At 60.0% G+C, this 23,920-nt stretch carries 21 protein-coding genes and 1 pseudogene; 10 read left to right on the top strand and 12 right to left on the bottom strand.

What is annotated here, in order from left to right; genetic code table 11:
- Nucleotides 1–351 precede the first annotated feature (351 nt).
- The 12 genes from phoB to ACI3KW_RS05765 all read right to left on the bottom strand — a co-directional run bounded on the left by phoB (nt 352) and on the right by ACI3KW_RS05765 (nt 11,839).
- Nucleotides 352–1,053: a phosphate regulon transcriptional regulator PhoB gene (gene phoB, locus ACI3KW_RS05820; protein ID WP_113121880.1), complete on the bottom strand. Its 702-nt coding sequence runs from the start codon at nt 1,051–1,053 to the stop codon at nt 352–354.
- 3 nt (nt 1,054–1,056) lie between these two features.
- Entirely contained in the window at nt 1,057–1,767 is a 711-nt protein-coding gene (phoU, locus tag ACI3KW_RS05815) for a phosphate signaling complex protein PhoU (protein ID WP_113121879.1), read from the bottom strand.
- 29 nt (nt 1,768–1,796) lie between these two features.
- Nucleotides 1,797–2,579 (bottom strand): phosphate ABC transporter ATP-binding protein PstB, encoded by a 783-nt coding sequence (gene pstB, locus ACI3KW_RS05810; protein ID WP_404847303.1) that lies wholly within the window; start codon nt 2,577–2,579, stop codon nt 1,797–1,799.
- A 71-nt stretch (nt 2,580–2,650) separates the two neighbouring features.
- Nucleotides 2,651–4,012 (bottom strand): phosphate ABC transporter permease PstA, encoded by a 1,362-nt coding sequence (pstA, locus tag ACI3KW_RS05805; RefSeq protein ID WP_404847299.1) that lies wholly within the window; start codon nt 4,010–4,012, stop codon nt 2,651–2,653.
- Nucleotides 4,013–4,014: 2 nt separating this feature from the next.
- Nucleotides 4,015–5,391, bottom strand: coding sequence for a phosphate ABC transporter permease subunit PstC (gene pstC / locus ACI3KW_RS05800; protein ID WP_113121877.1), 1,377 nt, complete (start codon nt 5,389–5,391; stop codon nt 4,015–4,017).
- A 60-nt stretch (nt 5,392–5,451) separates the two neighbouring features.
- On the bottom strand, nt 5,452–6,468 hold the full coding sequence (locus ACI3KW_RS05795; protein ID WP_404847298.1) for a substrate-binding domain-containing protein: 1,017 nt from the start codon (nt 6,466–6,468) through the stop codon (nt 5,452–5,454).
- Between the two features lie 403 nt (nt 6,469–6,871).
- Nucleotides 6,872–7,627, bottom strand: a complete 756-nt coding sequence (locus tag ACI3KW_RS05790; protein WP_404847297.1) for an IclR family transcriptional regulator C-terminal domain-containing protein — start codon at nt 7,625–7,627, stop codon at nt 6,872–6,874.
- A 55-nt stretch (nt 7,628–7,682) separates the two neighbouring features.
- A complete protein-coding gene (locus tag ACI3KW_RS05785; RefSeq protein ID WP_404847296.1) occupies nt 7,683–8,549 on the bottom strand; it encodes an ABC transporter ATP-binding protein in 867 nt (288 codons plus the stop codon).
- Complete coding sequence (locus ACI3KW_RS05780) at nt 8,546–9,559, bottom strand: ABC transporter substrate-binding protein (RefSeq protein ID WP_404847295.1); 1,014 nt, start codon at nt 9,557–9,559, stop codon at nt 8,546–8,548. Before ACI3KW_RS05780 ends, ACI3KW_RS05785 begins: the two co-directional genes overlap by 4 nt.
- Before the next feature lie 32 nt (nt 9,560–9,591).
- Entirely contained in the window at nt 9,592–10,419 is an 828-nt protein-coding gene (locus ACI3KW_RS05775; protein ID WP_404847294.1) for an ABC transporter permease, read from the bottom strand.
- Between the two features lie 142 nt (nt 10,420–10,561).
- A complete protein-coding gene (locus ACI3KW_RS05770) occupies nt 10,562–10,954 on the bottom strand; it encodes a pseudoazurin (protein ID WP_262172018.1) in 393 nt (130 codons plus the stop codon).
- Between the two features lie 291 nt (nt 10,955–11,245).
- Nucleotides 11,246–11,839 (bottom strand): GNAT family N-acetyltransferase, encoded by a 594-nt coding sequence (locus tag ACI3KW_RS05765; protein ID WP_404847293.1) that lies wholly within the window; start codon nt 11,837–11,839, stop codon nt 11,246–11,248.
- Nucleotides 11,840–12,001: 162 nt separating this feature from the next.
- Between ACI3KW_RS05765 and ACI3KW_RS05760 the strand changes: the two genes are divergently transcribed.
- The 10 genes and pseudogenes from ACI3KW_RS05760 (at nt 12,002) to ACI3KW_RS05715 (ending at nt 23,770) form a co-directional block, all read left to right on the top strand.
- On the top strand, nt 12,002–13,015 hold the full coding sequence (locus ACI3KW_RS05760) for a bile acid:sodium symporter family protein (RefSeq protein WP_404847292.1): 1,014 nt from the start codon (nt 12,002–12,004) through the stop codon (nt 13,013–13,015).
- Nucleotides 13,016–13,128: 113 nt separating this feature from the next.
- Nucleotides 13,129–13,323: pseudogene (locus ACI3KW_RS05755) on the top strand (helix-turn-helix domain-containing protein); the annotation flags it as partial.
- Between the two features lie 134 nt (nt 13,324–13,457).
- Nucleotides 13,458–14,279 (top strand): phosphonate ABC transporter ATP-binding protein, encoded by an 822-nt coding sequence (phnC, locus tag ACI3KW_RS05750; RefSeq protein WP_404847291.1) that lies wholly within the window; start codon nt 13,458–13,460, stop codon nt 14,277–14,279.
- A gap of 63 nt (nt 14,280–14,342) precedes the next feature.
- Nucleotides 14,343–15,251: a phosphonate ABC transporter substrate-binding protein gene (phnD, locus tag ACI3KW_RS05745; protein WP_113121868.1), complete on the top strand. Its 909-nt coding sequence runs from the start codon at nt 14,343–14,345 to the stop codon at nt 15,249–15,251.
- Between the two features lie 63 nt (nt 15,252–15,314).
- Nucleotides 15,315–16,286, top strand: coding sequence for a phosphonate ABC transporter, permease protein PhnE (gene phnE / locus ACI3KW_RS05740; RefSeq protein WP_404847290.1), 972 nt, complete (start codon nt 15,315–15,317; stop codon nt 16,284–16,286).
- A complete protein-coding gene (gene phnE / locus ACI3KW_RS05735; protein ID WP_404847289.1) occupies nt 16,286–17,620 on the top strand; it encodes a phosphonate ABC transporter, permease protein PhnE in 1,335 nt (444 codons plus the stop codon). The genes phnE (ACI3KW_RS05740) and phnE (ACI3KW_RS05735) overlap by 1 nt, the downstream gene beginning before the upstream one ends.
- A 1,406-nt stretch (nt 17,621–19,026) precedes the next feature.
- Nucleotides 19,027–20,235 carry a phage major capsid protein gene (locus ACI3KW_RS05730; RefSeq protein WP_404847288.1) on the top strand — a complete coding sequence of 403 codons (1,209 nt, stop codon included), beginning with the start codon at nt 19,027–19,029 and terminating at the stop codon, nt 20,233–20,235.
- A complete protein-coding gene (locus tag ACI3KW_RS05725; protein WP_404847287.1) occupies nt 20,235–21,569 on the top strand; it encodes a phage portal protein in 1,335 nt (444 codons plus the stop codon). The genes ACI3KW_RS05730 and ACI3KW_RS05725 overlap by 1 nt, the downstream gene beginning before the upstream one ends.
- A 13-nt stretch (nt 21,570–21,582) precedes the next feature.
- Nucleotides 21,583–21,915 (top strand): hypothetical protein, encoded by a 333-nt coding sequence (locus ACI3KW_RS05720; RefSeq protein ID WP_404847286.1) that lies wholly within the window; start codon nt 21,583–21,585, stop codon nt 21,913–21,915.
- A 70-nt stretch (nt 21,916–21,985) separates the two neighbouring features.
- The gene (locus ACI3KW_RS05715; RefSeq protein WP_404847285.1) at nt 21,986–23,770 is read left to right on the top strand and encodes a VapE domain-containing protein; all 1,785 of its coding nucleotides are present in this window, start codon (nt 21,986–21,988) and stop codon (nt 23,768–23,770) included.
- The last annotated feature ends 150 nt before the right edge of the window (nt 23,771–23,920 follow it).

Here is a 23,920-nt window from a genome sequence, read left to right as displayed (position 1 = left end):
CCCTCCCACAAGGGGGAGGGAGGCGATGGAGCCGAGGGCCGGGGGATCTTTCAAACCGTGGAATTCTCTTAAACCACGATGTCATTCCCGCGAAAGCGGGAACCTCCGTTTCGGGATGTTGGGCTGAGAAAACAGAGGTTCCCGCTTTCGCGGGAATGACACTGTGGGGGTGCAGGTTTCAGGTGAACACTGAGGAAGGAGGCGACGATTGGGGGTCTCTGTGCCATCGGAGTACCTCCTCCTAGCCTCCCCCTGATAGGGGGAGGGATCGCCTCCACTCTTGGGGTGGGATCGAGGTTGGGCCTCGGCCTCGAAACGAAAATCCCCGCTTTCGCGGGGATTTCGTTGGGTCTAGGCGACTTGGGCGAAGCGTTCGTCGAAGGCGTAGCCGGCGCCGCGGACGGTGCGGATGGGGTCGGATTCGCGGCCGCGATTGATGGCGCGGCGGAGGCGGCCGATATGGACGTCCACGGTGCGTTCATCGACATAGACGTCATTGCCCCAGACGCCATCGAGCAATTGCTCGCGCGAATAGACCCGGCCGGGATGGCGCATGAGATATTCGAGCAGGCGGTATTCGGTGGGGCCCAGATGCACGTCGCGATTGGCGCGGCGCACGCGGTGGGTGGTGCGGTCGAGCTCGAGATCGCCGACGCGCAGGGCGGCGGTGACGAGATTTGGATTGGCGCGGCGCAGCAAAGCGTGGATGCGGGCGATCAGCTCGGGCACCGAGAAGGGCTTGACGATATAATCGTCGGCGCCAGTAGAGAGGCCCCGCACACGCTCTTCTTCCTCGCCGCGGGCGGTGAGCATGATGATCGGGATGCGCGAGGTTTCCTCGCGGGCGCGCAGGCGCCGGCAGAGTTCGATCCCCGAGATTTCCGGCAGCATCCAATCGAGCAGGATGAGGTCGGGCAGCTTTTCGTGGATCTGGCTCTGGGCTTCGTCTCCGGTTTCCGCAGTGACGACGCGGAAACCTTCGGCTTCGAGATTATAGCGCAGGAGGATGGCGATATCGCCTTCGTCCTCGACGACGAGAATGGTTGCAGGCATGGATCAGGCCTTGATCTGGGTGCGGTGCAGCTCCACCACTTCGGATGTGAGCTGCTTGCCGGTCTGCAGATAATAGGCGCGTTCTGCGATATTGGTGGCGTGGTCCCCGATGCGTTCCAGGCTCTTGGCGCAGAACAGCAGATGGGTGCAGGGCGTGATATTGCGCGGATCTTCCATCATATAGGTGAGCAATTCGCGGAACAGGGAGGTGTACATGGCGTCCACCTCGTCATCGCGATTGCACACTTCGATGGCGCCAGCGGAGTCGCGGCTCGAATAGGAGTCGAGAGCATCCTTGATCTGGCGCAGGACCAGATTGGTCATGTTCTTGACGCCATTATAGAAGGTCGGCTGCAGGTTTAGCCCTTCGAGCTTGAGCGAGCGGCGGGCCAATTGCTTGGCCATATCGCCGACGCGTTCGAGATCGGATGCCACATGGATGGCGGTGATGATCGAGCGCAGATCGGAGGCCATGGGCTGGCGGCGGGCGATCATCGAGACGGCCATGTCGTCGATCTTGCGCTGCATGTCGTCGATGCGCTGATCGGCAATGATGGTCAGGTCTGCCAGTTCGCGATCGAGGCGAAGCAGGGACTTGGTGCCATTTTCGATGGCGACCTCGACCTGACCGCCCATTTCGGCGATCGACTGGGCCAGGGCGACGAGCTCGTCATTATAGGAGGAGACGATGTGTTCGGGGCCGGAAGTGGGCATAGCAATGTCTCTCTTGGTCCGGGTTTGGATCAGCCGATACGGCCCATGATGTAATCCTGGGTCTGCTTGTTGATCGGGTTGGTGAAGATGTCTTCGGTGACGCCTTCCTCGATCAGATTGCCCAGATGGAAGAATGCCGTGCGCTGGCTGACGCGGGCCGCCTGCTGCATGGAATGGGTGACGATGACGATGGTGTAGTTCTCGCGCAATTCGTCGATCAGCTCCTCGATGATGGCGGTAGCGATCGGATCGAGGGCCGAGCAGGGCTCGTCCATCAGGATGACTTCGGGGCTGACGGCAATGGCGCGGGCAATGCAGAGACGCTGCTGCTGGCCACCGGAGAGGCCGGTGCCGGGTTCGTTGAGGCGGTCCTTGACCTCCTCGAACAGGCCCGCCTTGCGCAGGGACGACACGACGATTTCGTCCAGATCGGTCTTGGAACGGGCCAGGCCGTGAATCTTGGGGCCGTAGGCGACGTTTTCATAGATCGATTTGGGGAAGGGATTGGGCTTCTGGAACACCATGCCGATGCGGGCGCGCAGTTCCACGACGTCCAGGGACGGATCGTAGATATTCTCGCCATCCAGTTCGATCAGGCCGCCGACCTTGGCGCCTTCGATGGTGTCGTTCATGCGGTTGATGCAGCGCAGGAAGGTCGACTTGCCGCAGCCCGAGGGCCCGATGAAGGAGGTGACGGCGCGGTCAGGGATGTCGATCGAAATGCCGTGCAGAGCCTGCTTGGCACCGTAATGGACGGTGACATCCTTCGCGTGCAGGCGGATCGGGCGTTCGAGAGCATCGGTGGGGTTCATGGCGGAGTTCACAGTCTGATGGGTCATTTTAACCTTGCCGGCGAGCATGTCCATTTTCACTTCCTTCGATGTTAAGCGCGCTTTTCGAGCTTCGAGCGAAGATAGATGGCGACGCCGTTGAGCATGATCATGACGAGGAGCAGTACCATGATCGCCGCGGCGGTGCGGGGTTCGAAGAAATTGCGGTTTTCGTTGCCCTGCCAGAGATAGATCTGGACCGGCAGGGCGGTGGCCTGGTCGAGCGGGGTAGCCGGCACGGCGGCGACGAATGCCTTCATGCCGATCAACAGGAGCGGAGCGGTTTCGCCCAGAGCATGGGCAACGCCCAGAATGGTGGCGGTCAGGATCGAGGGGAAGGTGACCGGCAGCACATGGTGGAACACCATCTGCGTCTTGGACGCACCCATGCCGAGCGCGGCCTGGCGCAGAGCCGGGGAGACGCCGAGCAGGGCGCCGCGGGTGGCGATGATGATGGTGGGCAGGGTCATCAGGGTCAGCACCAGGCCGCCGACGATGGGGGCGGAGATGGGCAGGTGCATATAATTGATGAACACAGCGGCGCCGAGCAGGCCGAAGACGATGGAGGGCACGGCAGCCAGGTTGTTGATATTGACCTCGATCAGGTCGGTGAGGCGCGACTTGGGCGCGAATTCCTCAAGATAGATGGCTGACGCCACCCCGATCGGCACGGCCAGCAGGATGACGACCATCATCATCCAGAGGGTGCCGACAAAGGCGCCGAGCAGGCCGGCGCTGGCGGGAGCGGCGCGGCTGTCGACATTGGTGAAGATCGACCAGGCAAAGCCCGAGGTGATGGTGCCATTGGCCTCGAACTGGTCGATCAGGGCGCGGGCGGGAGCGGCGAGCTGCTGCTGGGCATCGCCCAGGTCGCGGTTGATATTGCCCTTGATCCAGTTGTCGGCATTGGCGGAGGCAAGCACGTCGACCTGGACGGTCTGGCCGAGCAGGCTGGGGTCGTTGACGAACAGCTCGCGCACCCGGTGGCGGGCGTCGGTTTCCGCAATGGTCAGGAGCTGGCGGGTGTCGATATCGAAACCGGCGGGTGCGGCGGCACGCAGCGAGGCCTCGATCACCTTGTTCCAGTTCAGCATGGCGACATCGCGCTGCCATTTGAGGCTGGCGGCACGGAAATCGGCCTCCGACTGGTCCGCAGTACGCACAGGCGCCGGATCGACGTCGATCACTGCGGGATCGAAGGTGACCGACAGGTGCAGATTGGACTGGGTAAAGGCCGGAATGCCTTTGCGCACGATATCGGTGAAGAGCAGGGCAACGAAGCCCAGCGCGAGAATGATGGCGGCAAGGCCAAGCCCGCGAAAGATCGCTTCGCTGAGATGGCGCCGGGCGAGGCTGGCGCGGATCAGCCGGGTGCGTTCGTCGGATGGCTTGGTGGTGGAGAGCATATCGGTCATGATTATTCGTATTGCTCCCGGAAGCGGCGCACGATGAAGAGCGCGAAGATATTGAGGCAGAGGGTGATGACGAAGAGGGTCAGGCCCAGGGCAAAGCCGACCAGCGATTGGGGGCCGGCGAAGTCGGTGTCGCCGGTCAGCTGGTTGACGATGGAAACGGTGATGGTCGCCACCGGCTCGAAGGGATTGCCGCGCAGGACCGGGCTATTGCCGGCGGCGAGCACCACGATCATGGTTTCGCCGACGGCGCGGCTGACGGCCAGCAGGAAGGCGCCGACGATGCCGGGCAGGGCGGCGGGCAGCAGCACATTGCGAATGGTCTCGGACTTGGTGGCGCCCAGGCCATAGGCGCCGTCGCGCAGGGTGCGCGGCACCTGGTTGAGAATATCGTCGGACAGCGAGGACACGAAGGGGATGATCATGATGCCCATCACGATGCCGGCGGTGAGGGCTGACGTGGCGTTGATGGAGAGGCCAATGAGATTGCCGGCGTCGCGCAGAAAGGGGCCAACCGTGACCAGGGCGAAGAAGCCGAAGACGATGGTGGGGATGCCGGCCAGGATTTCGATGAGCGGCTTGGCCACGGCGCGCAGCTGGCGCGGCGCATATTGGCTGAGATAGATCGCCGCCATCAGGCCCACCGGCACGGCGACCAGCATGGCGATCAGGGTGATCATCAGCGTGCCGGCCAGCAGCGGCAGCAGGCCATAGCTGCCCCAATTTCCGGCGGTGCCGGCATTGTTGGGGTTCCAGACCGTGCCGAAGAAGAAATCAAGCGGGTTGATGAAGGTGAAGAATTTCAGCGCTTCGGTGACCAGCGAGGCGACGATGCCTACGGTGGTCAGGATGGCGACGCCCGAGCAAGCGAGCAGCAGCAGGTTGATGGCACGTTCGACCGCATTGCGGGCACGGTGGCGAGCGGTGATGCGGCTGCGGGCATAAAGCAGCGCGACAATCCCGGCGACGGCGGCCGCGGCAACCACGATCAGGAAGGTGATGAACTGGAACGAGCGCAGGGCATCGCCAGCGGACTGTTCGTAGGGCAGGACGTCGCCGGCCACGCCATAGCCCGAGGCCAGGGCCTTGATGCGGGCGATGGTGGCGTTGAGGCCAACCTGGTCGAGCGCCTGAATGGTGTCGACGGGAATTTGGGAAACGATGAAATTGTGAGTGATGCCATCGCCGAACCAGCCCCAGAGGCCGATGATCGCGAGGGCCGGCAGCAGCGCCCAGATGGCGACGTAGGAGCCGTGATATTGCGGGCGGGAGTGAACCTTGACGCCATCGGCAGTCGCCAGGCCTCGGCCGCGGGACCAGCCCGACTGATAGGCCAGACCAAGCAGAACCAGCAACAGGCCGGCAATGATCAGGGAATTCATTCGCAAGCGCCCCAGAGGAAAACGAGGAGGACCGCGCCCGAGGGCGCGGTCCGGATTGGCTTATTGTGCGCCGGCTTCGAAAGCGGCGAGCACTTCAGCGGTCTTTTCTTCCGGCTGGGGGATCAGGCCAGCGGCTTCGAGCGAGCCACCAGCGGCCGACTCGGAGAGGAAGAACTGCACATATTCTTCGATGCCGGGGATGGTGCCGATGTGCTGGCCCTTGACGTAGAAGAACAGCGGGCGGGAGACCGGGTATTCGCCAGCGGCGACCGATTCATTGGACGGCACGACGCCATTGACGGTCGCGACCTTCAGGGTGTCCTTGTTCTGGTCGTAGAAGGACAGGCCGAACACGCCAACGGTGTTGGGGTTGGAGGTCAGGCGAGCCAGGGTTTCGGTGTAGTCGCCCGAGATCTCGACCACGACGTCCTGACGGAAGGTGGTGAGGGCTGCGGTGTGTTCTTCTTCGGTCAGGCCTTCGGGCAGACCGGCTTCCTCGGCGCCAGCATCGACGACTTCGAGCTGGAACACTTCACGGGTGCCGTGATTGGTGCCGGGGATGGCGAGGGCGATATCCTGATCGGGCAGCGACGGATCGATGTCGGACCACTTCTTGTAGGGATTGTCGACCAGGGCGCCATCAACGGGAACCTTGGCGGCGATGGCCTTGTAGACCTGGAGCGGGGTGAGGGCGAAATCGGGGCCCGAAGCGGCCGAGGCGAAGACGATGCCGTCATAGCCGAACTGGATTTCACGGATGTCGGTCACGCCAGCGGCGGTGCAAGCCTCGCGCTCGCTATCCTTGATGGCACGGCTGGCATTGGCGATGTCGATGGTGTTGTCGCCAACGCCTTCGCAGAACTGCTTGAGACCGCCACCGGTGCCGCCGGAGCCGACCACGGGGGTCTTGAATTCGGGGAAAGCGGCGCCGAATTCTTCGGCAACGATCGAGGCGAAGGGCAGCACGGTGGACGAGCCGGCGATCTGGATGGTGTCACGCGACTGGGCGAAGGCAGGAGCGGCGCCAAATGCGGCGAGCGCGATGACTGCGGCACTGGCGTAAAGTGCGGTCTTCATGGGGATTTCCCTTTTACGAATTCGATTTCAAATCTGGCTAGCCGATCCGGCAATCGTTTGCTGGCGCCGCCCTCTGACGCCGCCGACCATATGGGCGCTTCGCAACAGTTTTATTGCGGTTCAATGACTGGTTTGTGACGGTGTAAGTGTTTGAAAATTATGAGGTTCACCGATCATATCGCCGTCCAGAGGGTGTTCTATGACGGAGTTTTGTGACGGCGGGTTGGTGAGTCCGTCGGGCGGTGGGGGGCGCCGGTGAGGGATATCCTAGGGGGGATTTGTGACAGGCTGAGTAAGGTTTGGGGGATGTCAGCATCCGCTGGGTTCGGAGAGATCGTAGCCCCCTCATCCGCCCTTCGGGCACCTTCTCCCACGAGGGGAGAAGGAAGGCGCGGTGGATTGCCTACCGCAGCAGCGGCCGTACTTCGGCCTGCACCTTGCGCATCAAGGGCAAAAAATTGGCGATCATGTGGGAGGTGGAAGCGCGGGCGGTTTGGGCGCCGATATTGAGGGCGGCGACGGTTTGGCCCTGGGCGTTGAAAATGGGCACGGCGATGGAGCAGAGGCCCAGTTCGAGTTCCTCATCGATCACGGCGAAGCCCTGCGCGGCGACGACGGCCAGTTCGGTGGTGATGGTGGGCAGGTCGGCCTTGGTCTTGGCGGTGTAGGCGATGAGCTCGGATTGATCGAGCACGGCTTTGGCCTTGGCGGGCGGCAAGGCGCTCAAGAGGACGCGGCCCATGGAGGTGCAATAGGCGGGCAGGCGCGCACCGGGCGCCAGATTGATCGACATGACCCGGCGGATGGAGGCGCGGGCAATGTAGAGAATGTCGGTGCCTTCCAGCATGGCGGCCGAGGTGCTTTCACCAGTGGCGGTGGAGAGTTCCTCGAGGAAGGGCTGGATGAGGCGCGGGAGTGGGGTGGCGGCCAGGTAGGAATGGCCCAGATTGAGCACGCGCGGGGTGAGGCGGAAGAATTTGCCATCATAGCTGGCATAGCCAAGGCTGGTGAGGGTCAAGAGGCACCGGCGGGCGGTGGCACGTTCCAGGCCGGTGCGATTGGCGACGTCGGTGATCGACTGGCTGGCATGGCCTTCGTCGAAGCATTCGATGACGGACAACCCCTTGACCAGGCCGTTGATGATATCGCCCTCGCGCATGGCCGGCTCCTCTTGTTCGGCAGGCGAACAGATAGCGCATTGCGCACTCGGGGCGCTAGATATTCGCGCTGAGGTCGCGGCCGTAGAAGTCCGATTGCGGATCGGTCAGCACGAGGGTGCGGATCCGGTCCCATAGATAGCTGCGCAATTCGATGAAACGGGGCTCGGCGCGGACGTCATAGGTCCAGCGGGGGCGGTCGAGGCCGACATCGATGACTTCGAGGACGCGGCCGGGACGGGGACCCATGAGCACGATCTGGTCGGAGAGCAGGATCGCTTCGTCGACGCTATGGGTGACGAAGAGGGCCACCGATTTGCGCAGGGTCCAGAGGCGCATCAGTTCGATCTGCATCAGTTCGCGGGTCTGCGCGTCGATGCTGGCAAAGGGTTCGTCGAGCAGCAGGATGGCGGGTTCGGAGGCGAGGGCGCGAGCCAGGGCGACGCGCTGCTTCATGCCGCCGGAAAGTTCGCTGGGATAGGCATCGGCAAAGCGGGTGAGGCCCACCAGCTCGATATAGCGATCGGCGCGGGCGCGGCGTTCGGCCTTGTCGGGAATGGTTTCGACCAGGGCGAATTCGACATTGCCGCGCACGCTCGACCAGGGAATGAGCCGGAAGGACTGGAACACGAAGCCCATGTCGGGGCCGGGTCTGGGCGTCTGGCCGGAAACGGTAATGGTGCCGGTGTCGGGCGCGATGAGGCCGTTGACCATGCGCAATATGGTGGTCTTGCCGCAGCCGGAGGGGCCGAGCAGGGAAACGAAGGCGCCGTCGCGCACGGTGAGATCGACATTGGCGAGGGCGAGCGTGCCGCCGCCATTGTTGTGGTTGCCGAAGGTTTTGGAAACGCCCCGCAGCAGGATGCGCGGCGCTGGGGCCGCGGCATCAGCTGAGCCGGTGTGCTGGGGGGCGTCGCCGATCATCGCGTCACGTTATCCATGGTGGAGTCGGGGCCGAGTTCGGCCAGCACCGCGTCGAGAATGGAGAAATCGGTCCATTCGGCCAGTTCGACCTTACGCACGGTCGCGAAGTCTTCGCCCTGATAGAGGGCGGTGGTGGTGTAGTTGAGTTCGTCCTTGTTGAGCCCGCCATTGACGCTCCAGCTCTTGGCGAAGCTGGTGCCGAGGGCTTGCAGGGTCGCCAGGTCGATATCGGGGCGGGCCTTGTGCATGGCGGCGGCCCAGACGGCGGGATCGGCGGCGAAATCGCGCGAGGCCTTGACCAGGGCAGTGATCACTTTCTTGACGTCTTCGGCGCGCTCATCGAGCACTTTCTGGGTGACGATGTTGACCTTGCTGACCACGGGAGCCGCTGCGTAATAGGCATCCTGATCGATCAGGACATGCAGGCCCGTGGTGTCGGCCATGGCGCTCCAGGTGCCGATCGACATGGTAGTGGCATCGACCTGGCCGGCGACGAGCGCCTGGGCGCGGACATTGGGCTGGCCCAGGGCGACGAATTCGAGCGTGTCGGTATCCACATCGGCGGCCTGCAGCACCCGGGTGCTGAGGGATTGATCGAGGCTGCCGGGGCGGCCGATGCCGAAGCTCTTGCCGGCCAGGTCGGCAGGGGTGGCGATGGAATCCTTGGCGGCGATCAGGAAGGGCAGGGATTTATTGGGCGAGACGACGGCGCGCAGATCGGTTGCGCCGCCGGCGACCAGCAGCAGCAGGGCATCGGTGCCGATATTGGCCATTTCGCCTTCACCAGCCTGGAGCGCCGCCAGGGCGGAGGGGGTCTGCTGCACGCGAACCAGTTCGACCTCGACGCCTTCGCGCTCGAAATAGCCTTCCTGCTGGGCCAGATCCATCACCGAATTGGGCACGAGCGGGGTTTCCAGATCCGTGACGATCAGGCGGAAGGGCTGGGCCTGGGCGGCCAGGGTGGACAGCAGGAAAGCAGCAGCGAGGCCGCCGAGCAGTTTGAGGTTCACGGGGATGACTCCTGGACGCGCGAAAATTGTTGTCAGACGATTACTTCACTTCGGCGCCAGCGTCCCAGCCGAATTTCAACAAAACGCAGCGCCTCGGTGACGATGACGCCGACAAAGGCCAGGGTAAGTACGACAACGAAATATTCGGCCATGCGGAAGGTGTTGCCATAAATGGCGAGCAGACCGCCCAGGCCTTTGACCGCGGTATAGAGTTCGGCGACGACGGTGTTGATCAGCCCGATGGTGGCGCCAACGCGCAGGCCCACGATGATGAAGGGCACGGCGCCGGGCAGTACGATCTGGGTAAAGATGCGCTGGCGTCTGGCGCCGACGGAACGGGCCATTTCGACCAGTTCCTGATCGGAGTTGAGCGCGCCGGCATAGGTATTGATCAGGATGGGCATGACGGCGCCCAAAAAGATGATGAGAATCTTGGCCTGGGGGCCGAGGCCTAGAAAGACGATGATCAGCGGAATGAAGGCGACGCGGGGCGTGGCCGAGAGCGCATAGACGAAGATTTCGAGCGTCTTGCCGAGCGGGCGGATGGTGCCCATGAGCAGGCCGAGCGGCACGCCGACGAGAATGGCGACGGCGTAACCGCCCAGATAAATCGAGAGGCTATCGAACAAGGCCGTGCCCAGCCGGCCTTCGGCAATGAGGCGCTGGGCGGCCTCAAGCGTCGCGAGCGGGGAGGGGATGAGATTGCGGGCCACTTGGGTCGAGGCCAGCCACCACAAGCCAATGAGGGCGGCGAGAAAGAGCAGGCGATAGACTGCGATTTTCATGGGCGGCGACCTTGGCGTGCGGGTGATGCCGCGCTGTTCGTGTTCATCGGCAGCGGCCAGCGCGGCGCGGAACACGCTTTCAAGGCCTCAAATACACTCCGGCCGGGTGCGCGAAAATTGTGTTTCGCTTCCCGGCCCGAGTTGATGTCGGATGGTTCCCAACGGGGCAGGCGGCGGCCGGACAGCCGGCCCGTCTGCCCCCGTTGCAGCGAGTTGATTACTGGCCGATCTGGGCGACGAGTTCGTCGAACTTGGCCTTGGCCTTGGGCGGCACGCGGGCGGCCTGCAGGTCTGCCAGGTTGGCCGGGTCTTCGCCAACGACGATCAGACCAACCATGCCCATGGCAAAGTGCGGTGCGCATTTGTAGCCATAGGCACCGGCCACGTCGAAGGTGACGCTGAACTGCTCGTTGACCTTGCCTTTGAACTCATTGCCGCCTTCGGGGAACATGCCCTTGATGGTCTCGGCATTGTGGCCCTTGTCGGTGGGAATGAAGGTGACGGTGTCGCCGGGGGCGATCTGCAGGAAGGCTGGCTCGAACACCATAGTGTTGCCGGCCGCGTCCTTGTTGAGCATGTGAACTTCGAACTCGGCCGCGGAGAGCGACATGGTCGAGACAGCGGTAACGGCCGCGAAGGCGAGGATACCGAAAATCTTCACGTTGAATACTCCTTCTTGGCGCCTGAGGCGCAATGTCATGCAGGCCGATGCGTCAGATGCATTGGCGCGCAAACCCATAGGACACGGCTTGGTCGAGCGCCAGTAACGCAAGTGTCGCGCCCCTCCGATTTCAGCTGCCGCCAAGGCCACGATAGGATGCCGGCTCTGCCCGATCAATATGGCGTGGTAAACAGCTGCACCGGTAAACGGCCCGCAAGGCGGGCGGTTCCTTCGATTAGCCTACAGGGCCTTGCCGAGATGGAGACCCGCGCTGCGCTCGATCTCGACAAAGCCGAGATGGTGATAAAAGCCGATGGCGCGGGCATTGGTGGGGCTGACGCCCAGATGGACGGCCTTGGCGCCGGCTTCGCGCAGCGAGGCCAGTTCGGCCTCGATCAGCTTGCGGCCCCAGCCGCCCGACTGGGCGGGTGGCAGGAGATTGATATGCAGATGCGCGGGGTGGCTGGCGGCGACGCCGGCATGGCTGTGGACCGGGCTGGCGATGCGATCGAGCACCTTGGCGTCGAAGGGAGCTGTGGCGGTGCGGCCGGCATAAAGCTGGGCCAGTTTGGGCCACCATTGGCGGTCCAGCCTGGCTTCGAAGGCGTTGGTATCGGGCGTGCCGACGATGTAGCCAACCACTTCGCCGTCATCGTCGGCCACGAAGGCATGGGCGGGCTCGAAGTCGAGATAGGGCACGGACCAGACGAGGCCCGGATAATCCGGATCGGAAAACAGTGCGCTGGCATCGGTGCCGGAATCGGCGGTGAGCAGGCAGATTCGGAAGAGGTCGGCGCGGTCGGCGGGGCGGGCGGGCCGGATATGGATCGGCATTGCGGGCTCTATGCTGGTGTTTGCGGCAAGCCTAGGCGAAGCGGGGTGGCGAGTAAATCGGCGCGAAATCGTGATGGCGATGGACGAAATCGGGGGTGATCGCGCTTTTCAGTGTGGCCGGTTTGGATTAGGCCGGAGAGGCAATATCAATGAGTGTCCTCGATGTCCCTGAGCAGCAGACTGAAACGCAGCGGCTTTGACCTTTATCTCCTGTTGCTGCTGGGCGCGGTGGTTTTGGCGAGTCTATTGCCGGCGCAGGGCGTGGCGGCGGAGGTGCTGTCGCGGGTAGTGTATTTCGCCGTGGCGCTGCTGTTTTTCCTCTATGGGGCCAAGCTGAATACCTCGGCGATCGTGGCAGGGCTGAGCAATTGGCGGCTGCAGGCGCTGGTTTTTGCCAGCACGTTCATTGCCTTTCCCCTAGTCGGATTTGCGCTATCGAGCGCGCTGTCGCCCTGGCTGCGGCCGGAAATCGTCATCGGGCTGCTCTATCTGGCGGTGCTGCCGTCGACGGTACAGTCCTCCATCGCCTTTACTTCGATTGCGCGTGGCAATGTGCCGGCGGCGGTTTGTGCGGCGTCGATTTCCAACCTGCTCGGGGTGTTCATCACGCCGATCTTTGCGGCGCTGCTGCTGCATACCAGCGGGGAGGGCGGATTTGACCTGGGCTCGATGGTCGATATCGGGGTGCAGATTTTGCTGCCGTTCATCGTGGGGCAATTGGCGCGGCCGCTGGTCGGCAAGTTCATCCAGCGCCATGCCAAGCTGACGCAGGTGGTGGATCGCGGCTCGATCCTGCTGATCGTCTATTCGGCCTTCAGCGCCGGCATGGTGGCGGGGATCTGGCAGCAGGTGGATCTGTCCACGCTGGCCATCATGATCACAGCCGACATCGTGCTGCTCGCCATCATCATGGTGGGGACGAGCTTTGTCGGGCGGGTGACCGGCCTGGCGCGGGAGGATCGGCTGGTGTTGCTGTTCTGCGGCTCCAAGAAGAGTCTCGCCAGCGGATTGCCGATGGCCAATATCCTGTTTGCCGGGCAGACGGTGAGCCTGATCGTGCTGCCGCTGATGATTTTTCACCAGATCCAGCTGTTTGTCTGTGCGGTGATCGCGCAACGCGAGGGGCATAGGGCGAGCGAGGCGATAGCACTGGATGCGGCGGCAAAGCCCGCCTGAGGTTAACCTTTGGTTAACCATAAGGGGGCACCCTTAGGGCATTCTGAGTAACTTGGTTTTGGGGGCTCAGAAAGCGACAACCTATGTATGACTTCGCACCCGATGCCAGCGCCACCGAGGCCCTGGTTGGCCTGCCGGTAGCAGATGTCGAAAGAGATCTGATCCTGGCGACGTTGCGGCAGACAGAAGGAAACCGTACCCACGCCGCCAATGTCCTGGGTATCTCGATCAGGACGATGCGGAACAAGTTGAGGGAATATGCCGAAACCGGCCTGGAAATTCCCCCGGCAGTGCAGCACGAACACTAACAAAGAAGCCCCGCATACTGGCGGGGCTTTTTGTTTTGATCCTGTGCAGCGTCACACAAGCTTCATCAAACATACATGGTCGCGTCAATCAGCGGCCCTAGGTGTGCCCGCAGTTTATTGGCGGGGCAGGCTGCATGCTGAAGATCTCTCACGTTTCGCGACGGTTCGGTAACAAGCTTGCCGTCGACGATGTGACGCTGGAGATCCCGCAGGGCCAGATGGTCGGGATTATCGGCCGCTCCGGCGCCGGCAAGTCGACCCTGCTGCGCATGATCAATCGCCTGTCGGACGTGTCGAGCGGCTATATCGACTATGAAGGCAGCCGGGTTTCGGAGCTGAAGGGGCAGGCGCTGCGTGGCTGGCAGCGCGATTGCGCCATGATCTTCCAGCAGTTCAACCTGGTGCCGCGGCTCGATGTCATCACCAATGTGATGCTGGGGCGGCTCAATGGGCGCAACCCGCTGCTCAATCTGCTGCAGGTGTTTTCTGCCGACGAGCAGTTTGCCGCTCTCAAGGCGCTGGAGCGGCTGGACATTGCCCAGACCGCCACGCAATGGGCGCAGACCCTGTCGGGGGGGCAGCAGCAGCGCGTCGCCATCGCCCGGGCCCTGATGCAGGGGCCAAAGATGATCCTGGCCGATGAGCCGATTGCCAGCCTTGATCCGCGCAACGCCCAGATCGTCATGGATAGCCTGCGCGACATCAATGCCGAGGGCAAGATCACCGTCATCACCAATCTGCACACGCTCGATACGGCGCGCGCTTATTGCGAGCGCATTGTCGGCATGGCGGCGGGCAAGGTGGTGTTCGATGGCGCGCCGGACGAGCTGACCACCGATGTTGCCCGCACCATTTACGGGGCCGATGGGCTCAAGGAGGCGTTTTCCGAAGCGCTGACCTCGACCTCGATCACCCCGCTGACCCTCAAGACATCCAGCGCCCAACCGGCGCCGTAACGACGTTCCGCTGCCGGACTTCCGGCATGCCGACACATGAGCGACACCAAAGGAAAAACATCCATGTCCGCGATCCGTAAAATCCTGCTGGCCTCCGTGGCCTTGACCATGTCGACCGCTGCCTTCGCCCAGGACGTCACCGTGCTGCGCATCGGCCTTGATGGCGGCGAAAACGAGAGCGATCAGCTGCGCCGGTCGGAATGCGTTGCCGAGCCGCTGAAGGCCGCAACGGGCGTGTCCGAAGTGCAGTTCTTCCCCTCGCCGGACTATAATGGCGTGATCCAGGGCCTGCTTGGCGGCACGATCGACATCGCCATCATGGGCGCGTCGTCCTATGCCAAGATCTACATTGCGGATCCCGAAGCCGTCGACCCGGTGCTGACCACCCAGCAGGCTGATGGCTCGACCGGCTATCACTCGATCATGGTGGCGCGCAAGGATTCGGGGATTACCGATCTGGCTTCGACCAAGGGCAAGAAGCTCGGCTTTGCCGACCCGGATTCGACCTCTGGGTATCTGGTTCCCAACGTAGCGCTGCCGGCTGACATCGGTGCGCCGATTGCTGAATTCTACAGCGAAACCGGCTTTGGCGGCGGTCACGAAAACCTGGTTCTGGGCGTGCTCGACGGCACCTGGGATGTCGGCACCACCTTTGGTTCGGGCCAGGGCGAATTCTCCGAGGGTTACACTTCGGGCAATCTGCGCATCATGGTCGACAAGGGCCTGCTCGACATGGACGATCTGGTGGAAGTCTGGCAGTCGCCGATCATCCCCAATGGCCCGCTGATGGTGTCCAACAAGCTGCCGGCTGATCTCAAGACCAAGGTCACCGCCTTCTTCAAGGCCCTGCCGGAAACCGACTTTGAATGCTTCGACGCCTTCACCGCTGGCGGCTACACCAACTTCGTGGATGCCAACCAGGAAATGTACCAGACCATTATCGATGCTCGTAAGTCGATCATCGGCGGCTGATTTCGCGGACTGAACCAGACGGCGGCGCTTGCAGGCGCCGCCGTTGCCACATGGGGGCATAGAATGGCCGACCTTTCCCAATCGACTGGCTTGAGCACGTCTTCGGCGACGCTGCTGCGGCATTACCGGAGCCAGGTGTTCGTCCGGCGCATCTATTCGGCCATTGGCGTGGTGCTGGTGCTGGTGGCGCTGCTGGCGGCGATGAATTTTGCCAATGCGGCGAACTCGGGCAAGTTCTTTGACCGCATCCCCTATATGTTCGATTTTCTCAAGAACTTCGTGCCGAATGATCCCTTCGAGATCTTCCGCGCCATGTTCGACCTGCCCTCGCCCTATGCCGATGGGTCGCTGAAGTTCGACTATGTCTCGGACCGGCATTATGTGCTGGGCAGTTTCTACATTCCCAATTTCATCTACCAGCTGATCATCACCGTAAACATCGCCATCGTGTCGACGATTATCGGGGGCGGGCTGGCGTTTTTCCTGTGCTTTTTCGCGGCCACCAATCTGGTTGGCGCGGGGCCGGTGCGCTGGGTGGTGCGGCGCATCATGGAAGTGTTCCGGGCGTTTCCTGAAATCGTCATTGCGGGGCTTTTGACCGCTGTACTGTCGATCGGGCCGATCGCGGCCATTGCGGCGGTGTCGCTGCATACGATCGGGGCGCTGGGCAAGCTGTTCTTCGAAGTGGTCGAGAATGCCGATATGAAGCCCGAAGAAGGGTTGCGCTCGGTGGGTGCCAATTGGCTGGAGCGGGTGCGCTACGCCATCGTGCCGCAGGTCATGCCCAATTTCGTCAGCTATGCGCTGCTGCGCACCGAGATCAATGTGCGGGCGTCCACCATTATCGGGGCGGTGGGCGGGGGCGGCATTGGCGAAGTGTTTCGGCTGTCCATCGGGCGCGACCATGCGGCCAAGACCTATGCCATCATCATCCTGCTGCTGATCACCATCGTCTGCATCGACCAGTTTTCGAGCTGGCTGCGGCACAAGCTGGTGGGCCGGCAATCGTTCGAACTGGGCCGGGGAGAAGCGTGATGAGTGCCATCAGCCAGGCCGAGCGCAGCCGCCTCGCAAACAAATATCCCGAAGTGTTCAAGCAGAGTTTTTTCCAGCGCTGGGGCCTGTTGGCGGGCCTGGGCGTGACTGTGCTCTACCTGCTGTTCTGCTGGCTGCTGTTCAATGTCGGACCGGCGCTGCAGAATGGGAAATGGGAGCGGGCGGCGATCTATGTTCAGGATTGGTATTCCTGGCGGGCCACGCCGCGGCTGCGGTTTGAGGATGGCAAGGTGGCGCCGCAATGGTCCAGCCGTGGGCAATACAAGGCGGGCGCCGATATCGACTGGCTGGTGCCGCATGAAGATGGCAGCATGACTGCGAGCTTTGGCGGGGACCGGCTGGAGATTTCCACGGCCCAGGTCGATGTCTATCTCGGTGGCGTGGCTTATCCCGTTGCTATCACGTCCAGCGCCGCATTGGCGCCGGCCGGGGCGCCCGCTGCCATGGTGCAGTCGGGCGACAAGGTGCTGGTCGATTTCGGTTTTGCCGGGCAGGCGGAAATCCGCAACAATCAGGTCTATGTGCAGCGCCGCTTCCTGGGCTGGGCCAATTTCCTGTTCGATCCCAAATCGCCACTTTGGGGCAATGACCTGTTCAGCACCGTCGGGCTGATGTTCAGCGGCGATCGGGTCAATCCCGACAAGTCCAATGCGCAATTGGTGCTGGACGAATGGCTGGGCAACCGCGCCTGGCAGCATGGCGATATTTTGGCCAAGCTGATGCAGACGCTGGTCATGGCCTTTGTCGGCACGCTGTTCGCAACGCTGGTGGCGTTTCCCTTCGCCTTTATCGCTGCCCGCAATATCACGCCCAATCGCACCGCCAATTGGCTGATGAAGCGCAGCTTTGATTTCCTGCGCTCCATCGACATGCTGATCTGGGCGCTGTTTTTCACCCGCGGCTTCGGCCCCGGTCCGATCCCCGGTATTGCAGCCATTTTCTTCACCGACACGGGCGCGCTGGGCAAGGTCTATGCCGAGGCGCTGGAGAATGTGGATGACAAGCAGCGCGAGGGCATGAAGTCGGTGGGCGCGAGCCCGGCGGCGGTCAATCGCTATGGCGTGGTGCCGCAGGTGCTGCCGGTGTTCGTGTCGCAGTCGCTGTATTTCTGGGAGAGCAATACGCGCTCGGCCACCATTATCGGCGCGGTTGGGGCAGGGGGTATCGGGCTCAAACTGCTCGAGGCGATGGGCACCAATTCGGACTGGGACAAGGTGGCCTATATGGTGCTGCTGATCCTGATCGTGGTGTTCCTGTTCGACAATATCTCCACCGTTATCCGCTCAAGGCTGATCGGCCCGAGCGGGCACTAGGCATGGCGCATCTGAAAAGGAATGGTGGGCCCACCAGGACGACTATTCTCTATATAATACAAAGACTTAGAATTTAGTTGCAAGGGAAACCCCACCAAGATGACCCAAATGAAACCAAACACTTAGGGGCGCTGTTTCTAAGGATTGGATGAGTCATCCGAGGGCTACAGCAGCCCTCTCCACTGTTTCGGCGCGTCGGGATCAGGTTTCGGTCCCGGTGCGCTGTAGGGCTCATCACGCCAGACAGCGGTACTCCTAAACCCCACCAGCTTGCGTATGATTGTCCCATTGACCACGTCAGCATTAGACGGGTGCCGATAGCGCTCCCACCAGTTTGCGCCGGTTCCGCAATGCGGGCACGCTGACCATAGTTCACCCACCACGGCTTGCGGGCCGATATAGGCGGCTAGATCGGCGGCTAGGTACGTTTGTCGCCGTCTGCAACCATAACAGCCGCATTCAACGATCATGCCGACCTCTGCGAGCTTGCCGAGAAAAGGCAGGGCGCTCTGATGTGTGCTGGGAGAATTCCCCATGACCGCCTCCATTGAGGCAAGTCATAGAATAAGAACGAAAAGAGAACAAGTCACATCTGTCGGCGTGACCTCTTGGCGATCTACCCATAGCGCAACCAACCCTAACCCCCACCTAGACTGGTAATGTAGAATATTATTGCGTCAAAACACAAATAAAGCTTGACATTTTGCTCAAAGTGTGGTAGCTATATAAGTATAGCAGTTTTCTGTTATTTGTTTTTATTGATTATTTATTGAGGGGCTTCCTGAAGCTCTTCTATGATGACAGTGTTTTTCCACGCCCTCGCGAAAAATGCCCATTGGGCCTTTGCGGGGGCGATTTTGCGTTTTGACCGGGCCGGTTTGGTTTCCTCAGCTGGTCCGATCTAAGCGCGAATTTTACGCCTCTAACCATCACAATTATAGAAAGGACCAGACAAGCATCTGATGACCGAAGAACTATGGAAAAAAGCGGTTGGCTACCCGCCCTATTACGTTAGCTCATTGGGACGCGTTAAGCGGCTCCCCTACACCGACACTGCCGGAAGAAGACGACCGGAAAACCACCTTAAACCCCTCTACATGAGCACTGGCGCAAGGCCTTATCGCAAGTCACGTGGGCCGTATCTGTCGATAACCGTAGACGGCCAGTGCAAGCGGGTTCTGCTCTCTGAAATGGTGGCAAAGACCTTCATTGACGAGAATTACGACAAGGCAGTTCACGACCTTCGTTTTCGTGACTTAGCCCCCTCTAATTGCACCGTCGATAATATAGTCGTCGTGCCCCTATTCGCTGTCCCCTGACAGCGGTCAAAACCAATCTCAAGATCACAACCGGCTCACAAAACAGGAGGCCGCTACTGACCAAAAATTACTTAAGGATTTTATTTAATGACATTTCACGACCCCTCATTCAAAAATTTCGTTGAAGCAAAGGGCAGCAATTTTGCTGAGGCCCATGCCTCAAAGACGCCCAAGGCTGGCGTTTCAATTCGAGAGAAGCCAGAACCCGGCCTAGAGTTTGCCCGGTTCGCCATCTCCCTAGCCGCTGCCGGTGGCGACCCTGTCAACGCCCATGAAATTGCGAAGCACCGTTATCCCAATGAACAGCGTGTAATTACCTCGCTCAAGGCGGCTATGGGTGCCGGAACAACTTCAAACCCAACCTGGGCCGCCCCGCTTGTTGACAGCTATCAGCGGTTCGCTGGGGACTTTGTGGAGTACCTACGGCCACAGACCATTATCGGGAAGTTAAATGGCAGGAATGGGATTCCTAGCCTTCGTCGCATCCCTTTCAATGTCAAGATTCCAACTCAAGTTTCAGGTGGCGAAGGCTATTGGGTAGGCGAAGGCAAGGCAAAGCCGGTAACCAAGTTCGACTTCGGTGAAGTGAATTTGGGATTTGCCAAGGTCGCAAATATCGCCGGGCTAACTGACGAGCTTATCCGTTTCAGTAACCCGGACGCCGAACTAATCGTTCGTGACGCCCTTGCGCAGGCTCTAATTTCCCGCCTCGATACCGACTTCGTGGACCCGGCCAAGGCTGAGGTCTCCAATGTTTCCCCTGCCTCGATTACAAACGGCGTGACTCCGCTGATTTCGAGCGGAACCGACATTGAGGCAGTAGACCGGGATATAAAGGCGCTCATTGCGATCTACCTAGCGGCGAATATGTCGATCACCGGCACCGTCGTTATCATGCGGGCGACAACAGCATTCTCGCTTTCGCTGATGAAGAACGTCCTTGGTCAGCGGGCCTTCCCAGATATTTCAATGACCGGAGGCACTTTTTACGGCCTCCCAACGGTGGTCTCTGACTATGTGCCGGAAGGCATGATTATCCTCGCCAATAGCCGCGAAATCTACTTGGCCGACGATGGTCAGGTGATGGTGGACGCAAGTTCAGAAGCCAGCGTCGAGATGACGGACTCGCCCACCAGCGATGGAACTACGGGCCAGGGTGCAATGCTCGTTTCGGCATTCCAAAACAACCTCGTGTTCGTGCGCGCCGAAAGATACATAAATTGGAAAAAGCGCAGACCCAACGCCGTTGCAGTAATGACCGGCGTGGCGTGGGGTGATGAGGGAGGCGCAAGCTAATGGCCTCCTTCAAAGATTTTGCCGCCAAGCTCTTTAGCCCCGTTTGGGGCGGAGGGCGTGGCAGGACACACACTAATCTGGTGCGTGAGCCCTTTTCTGGCGCTTGGGCTCGTAACCTAGAAACCACGAAGGAAGACATGCTTTCCTTCCATGCGATCTACGCATGCATTTCGCTGATTTCCGCGTCGATTTCTAAAATGAATGTTCGCCTTGTCCGCAAGGATGCAGACTCCATTTGGAGCGAATATGAGAGCAGCGCGTATTCCCCTGTCTTAAGACGCCCTAACGCCACACAGAACCGCATCCAATTCTATCAGTCTTGGGTTCAATCGGTACTTGCTTCGGGTCAGGCGCTCATCCTCGTAAAGAGGGATGCTAGACGCGTCGTGAAGGAAATGTTTGTCCTCGATCCAAATCGGGTGACGACGCTTGTCAGTCCATCAGGTCAGGTCGTGTATGAGCTTCAAGCGGATTCAACGGCGGGCTTGGAAGAGCCTGTTAGGGTGCCAAGCTCTGAGATAATCGCGCATCGGATAAATACATTCTATTCGCCTCTCGTGGGACTTTCACCGATCTACGCGGCAGCGCTGCCGGTCCTGCAAGGGATCGAAATCCAAAAGAACAGCGCGGCATTCTTCCAGAACAATGCCCGACCTGGGGGTGTGCTTGAAGCACAGGGTGCAATATCTGATTCGACCGCTGAACAACTACGAAAGTATTGGTCAGATAATTATACAGGAAATAATGCAGGTCGCGTAGCAGTTTTGGCAGACGGTTTAACTTATAAGTCCTTTGATGTTCAGACTGCCGAAAGCAATCAGGTAGTTCAGCAATTAGAATGGTCCGCTCGCGTCGTCGCGTCGGTTTTCCATGTTCCGTATTACATGATCAGCGGCGACATGCCCGCTTCTGAGAACGTCGAAGCTCTACAGACCCAGTTTTTCACACAATGCCTTCAGTCGATCATTGAGCAGATTGAACTTTGTCTGACCGAAGGATTGGGCCTAGGCCCGAATCTGGCAGTTGAGTTCGATCTAGATGGACTCCTACGCCTTGACCAACTTGCCCAGATGGAATGGCTCGACAAGGCATCGGGCAAGTTAACCGTCAACGAAATGCGGAAAATTTTGAACCGCAAGCCGCTGACAGGTGGGAACACGGTCTTCATCCAGCAACAAAATTTCAGTTTGGAAGCTCTCGCCAAGCGCGATGCGCAGGACGACCCGTTCGGTAACGGAGCGGCTACGGAAAAGCCGGAAGCGCCAGACGAAACAGACGTAAATAAGTATTTCAACCTATTGAACAGACTAAGGAATTTAGAAGATGCCATTTAACGAGCAGACCTCAATGATGATCACCGAAGAGCTTGTTAGCTCACTGGAAAAGGTCATTTCGAAAATCGAAAAGAGCTTTGATGACCTGAAGGCCGAAACCGGCGTTGAGATTATCAATGGCTTCGATCCAGACCGCACCGACTACCGGAAAAACCAGCTTGCAAGCATTGGCGGTGGGGGCCTCATGCAGTGGACCGGGACGCGATGGCGAACCGTTCTCAACGGCGTTGAATCGGTCAAGATCGAGGGCGACTCGCTAATTGTCGAGCGCTCAAATGGGGTGATCGAAAAATCCCAAATCAAGAAGACGACCAGAGCCAAGCCGGTAAAGGTCGCGACAGTCTGAGGCTACGGCCTCAGACCCCAAATGGAAAACACATCAATAAAAACAAAGAAAGGTTCTATGGCAGACCATAATGACTACCAAAGTAATTAAATCATACAAAAGGATGGCGAAAAGGCCACCACCGAATACGGAGCCAGACGAGACTTACAACTACGAGACAGAGCCCGGCATCACGGCCTATGTGGTTAAGAAGTGGGGCACTGGCGACGACAAGGCTTGGGATACACGGCATTTCGTCGGGTTTGGTAATGCAGAGCCGGGCGGCGATGGTTGGGAAAAGGGGTTTGGCCCTTCCGGGCGACTTCTATACCGACTGCCGCAACTGATCGCCGCTTCCAATGAAGAATACGTTTGGATTCCCGAAGGGGAAAAGGACGTGGAAACGCTGGTGGCACTTGGTCTGGTGGCCACGACTAACCCCAATGGTTTCGAAGGTTGGAGCGATGATTTTGCCGAGTTCTTCAAAGGCAGAAAATGCATCATCGTAGAAGACAATGATGACGCCAGCCGAAAGCGAACCGCTGATATAAGGTTCAGTATCGGAAAATTTGCGAAAAGTATCAACGTTATCCGATTTGAAGACATGGCGGAGAAGTCCGACGCCACGGATTTTATTCAAGCTGGCGGCACACTAGACGAGTTGATCGCGAGGATCGGCCCCGCCTATCGGCCAGATGAGATTGAGCGGGACAAAAACGGCAAGGTGATTGCCAGTCAGCGCAACATCAAATTGGCACTCGGACTGCTCGGGGTTCGCCTCAGCCGGGATGAGTTTCAAGACAGGCTTCTAATCGACGGGCTAGAGGGCTTCGGCCCGGCCCTATCCGATGCGGCGCTCAATCGTATGCGTATGCAGATCGATGAGAAATGGCACCTGTCAGCGGCTAAAGATTTCTTCACCGATGTCGTTTTCGACATTGCGCACCAGAACAGCTTCCACCCGGTAAGGGATTATCTGGACTCGCTTCAATGGGACGGAGTGCCACGCCTAGATGGTTGGTTGCACCGATATGGCGGCGCGAAGGATGATGACTACACAAAGGCCATTGGCGCTTTGGTTCTGATCGCCGCAGTTCGCCGCATCCGTCAGCCGGGATGCAAGTTTGATGAAATGCTGGTGCTGGAAAGCGACCAGGGCAAAAACAAGTCGAGCGCTCTAGCCATTCTCGCAAAGCGTGAAGATTGGTTCTCTGACGACTTGCCGTTGAACGCTGACAGTCAGAAAGTCATCGAGCGTATCGCCGGGCGCTGGATCGTGGAAGCTGCCGAATTGGCAGGCATGCGGAAAGGCGAAGTGGAACACATGAAGTCATTTCTGTCCCGGCGCATCGACCGGGCAAGAATGGCATATGGCAGAGTTCCGCTAGAGCATCCCCGCCAGTGTGTTTTCATCGGCACTGACAATTCCGGCAACTATCTCAGAGACAGCACCGGCAATCGCCGCATCTGGCCCGTCAGGATAGAGCAGTTCGACTTAGCGGCTCTTGCCCGCGACGTTGACCAGCTATGGGCCGAAGCATCCACCCGAGAGGCGGCAGGCGAAAGCATTCGCCTCGACAAGACGCTTTGGGACGCCGCAGCGGCAGAGCAGGAAGAACGGCGAATAGACGATCCATTCGTTGAGGTTCTGCAAGACCGACTAGGTGATCAGGAAGGCAAGATCAGCACATTGGACTTGTGGAGCGCTTTGGGCGTCGAGGTCGAAAAGCGAACTCAGGAACAAAATGCCCGTCTAGGCTCTGTGATGAAGCAACTTGGCTTCCAACGGAAGAAAATGCGCTTTGGAACAAATACTAGTTGGGCTTACCAGCGTGGCGAAAGCCAGCACGTAATTAACGCTGAAAGACCTTTCTAGGGCGGGGGACAAAGCTACAGAGGGGGACATAGGGCGGGGACTCAAAATTCCCTTATTTTCCGGGCCTTTTGAACGGCGAGTCCCCCCTGTCCCTCGTGTCCCAAGGCAATCGCCTAGAGGGATATAGTCTCCTTTATCCGGCTCTCCCAT

Origin of the sequence: Devosia sp. ZW T5_3, from assembly GCF_044987315.1 — a bacterium.
Taxonomy (GTDB): domain Bacteria; phylum Pseudomonadota; class Alphaproteobacteria; order Rhizobiales; family Devosiaceae; genus Devosia.
This window is presented reverse-complemented; position numbering and strand designations above follow the sequence as displayed.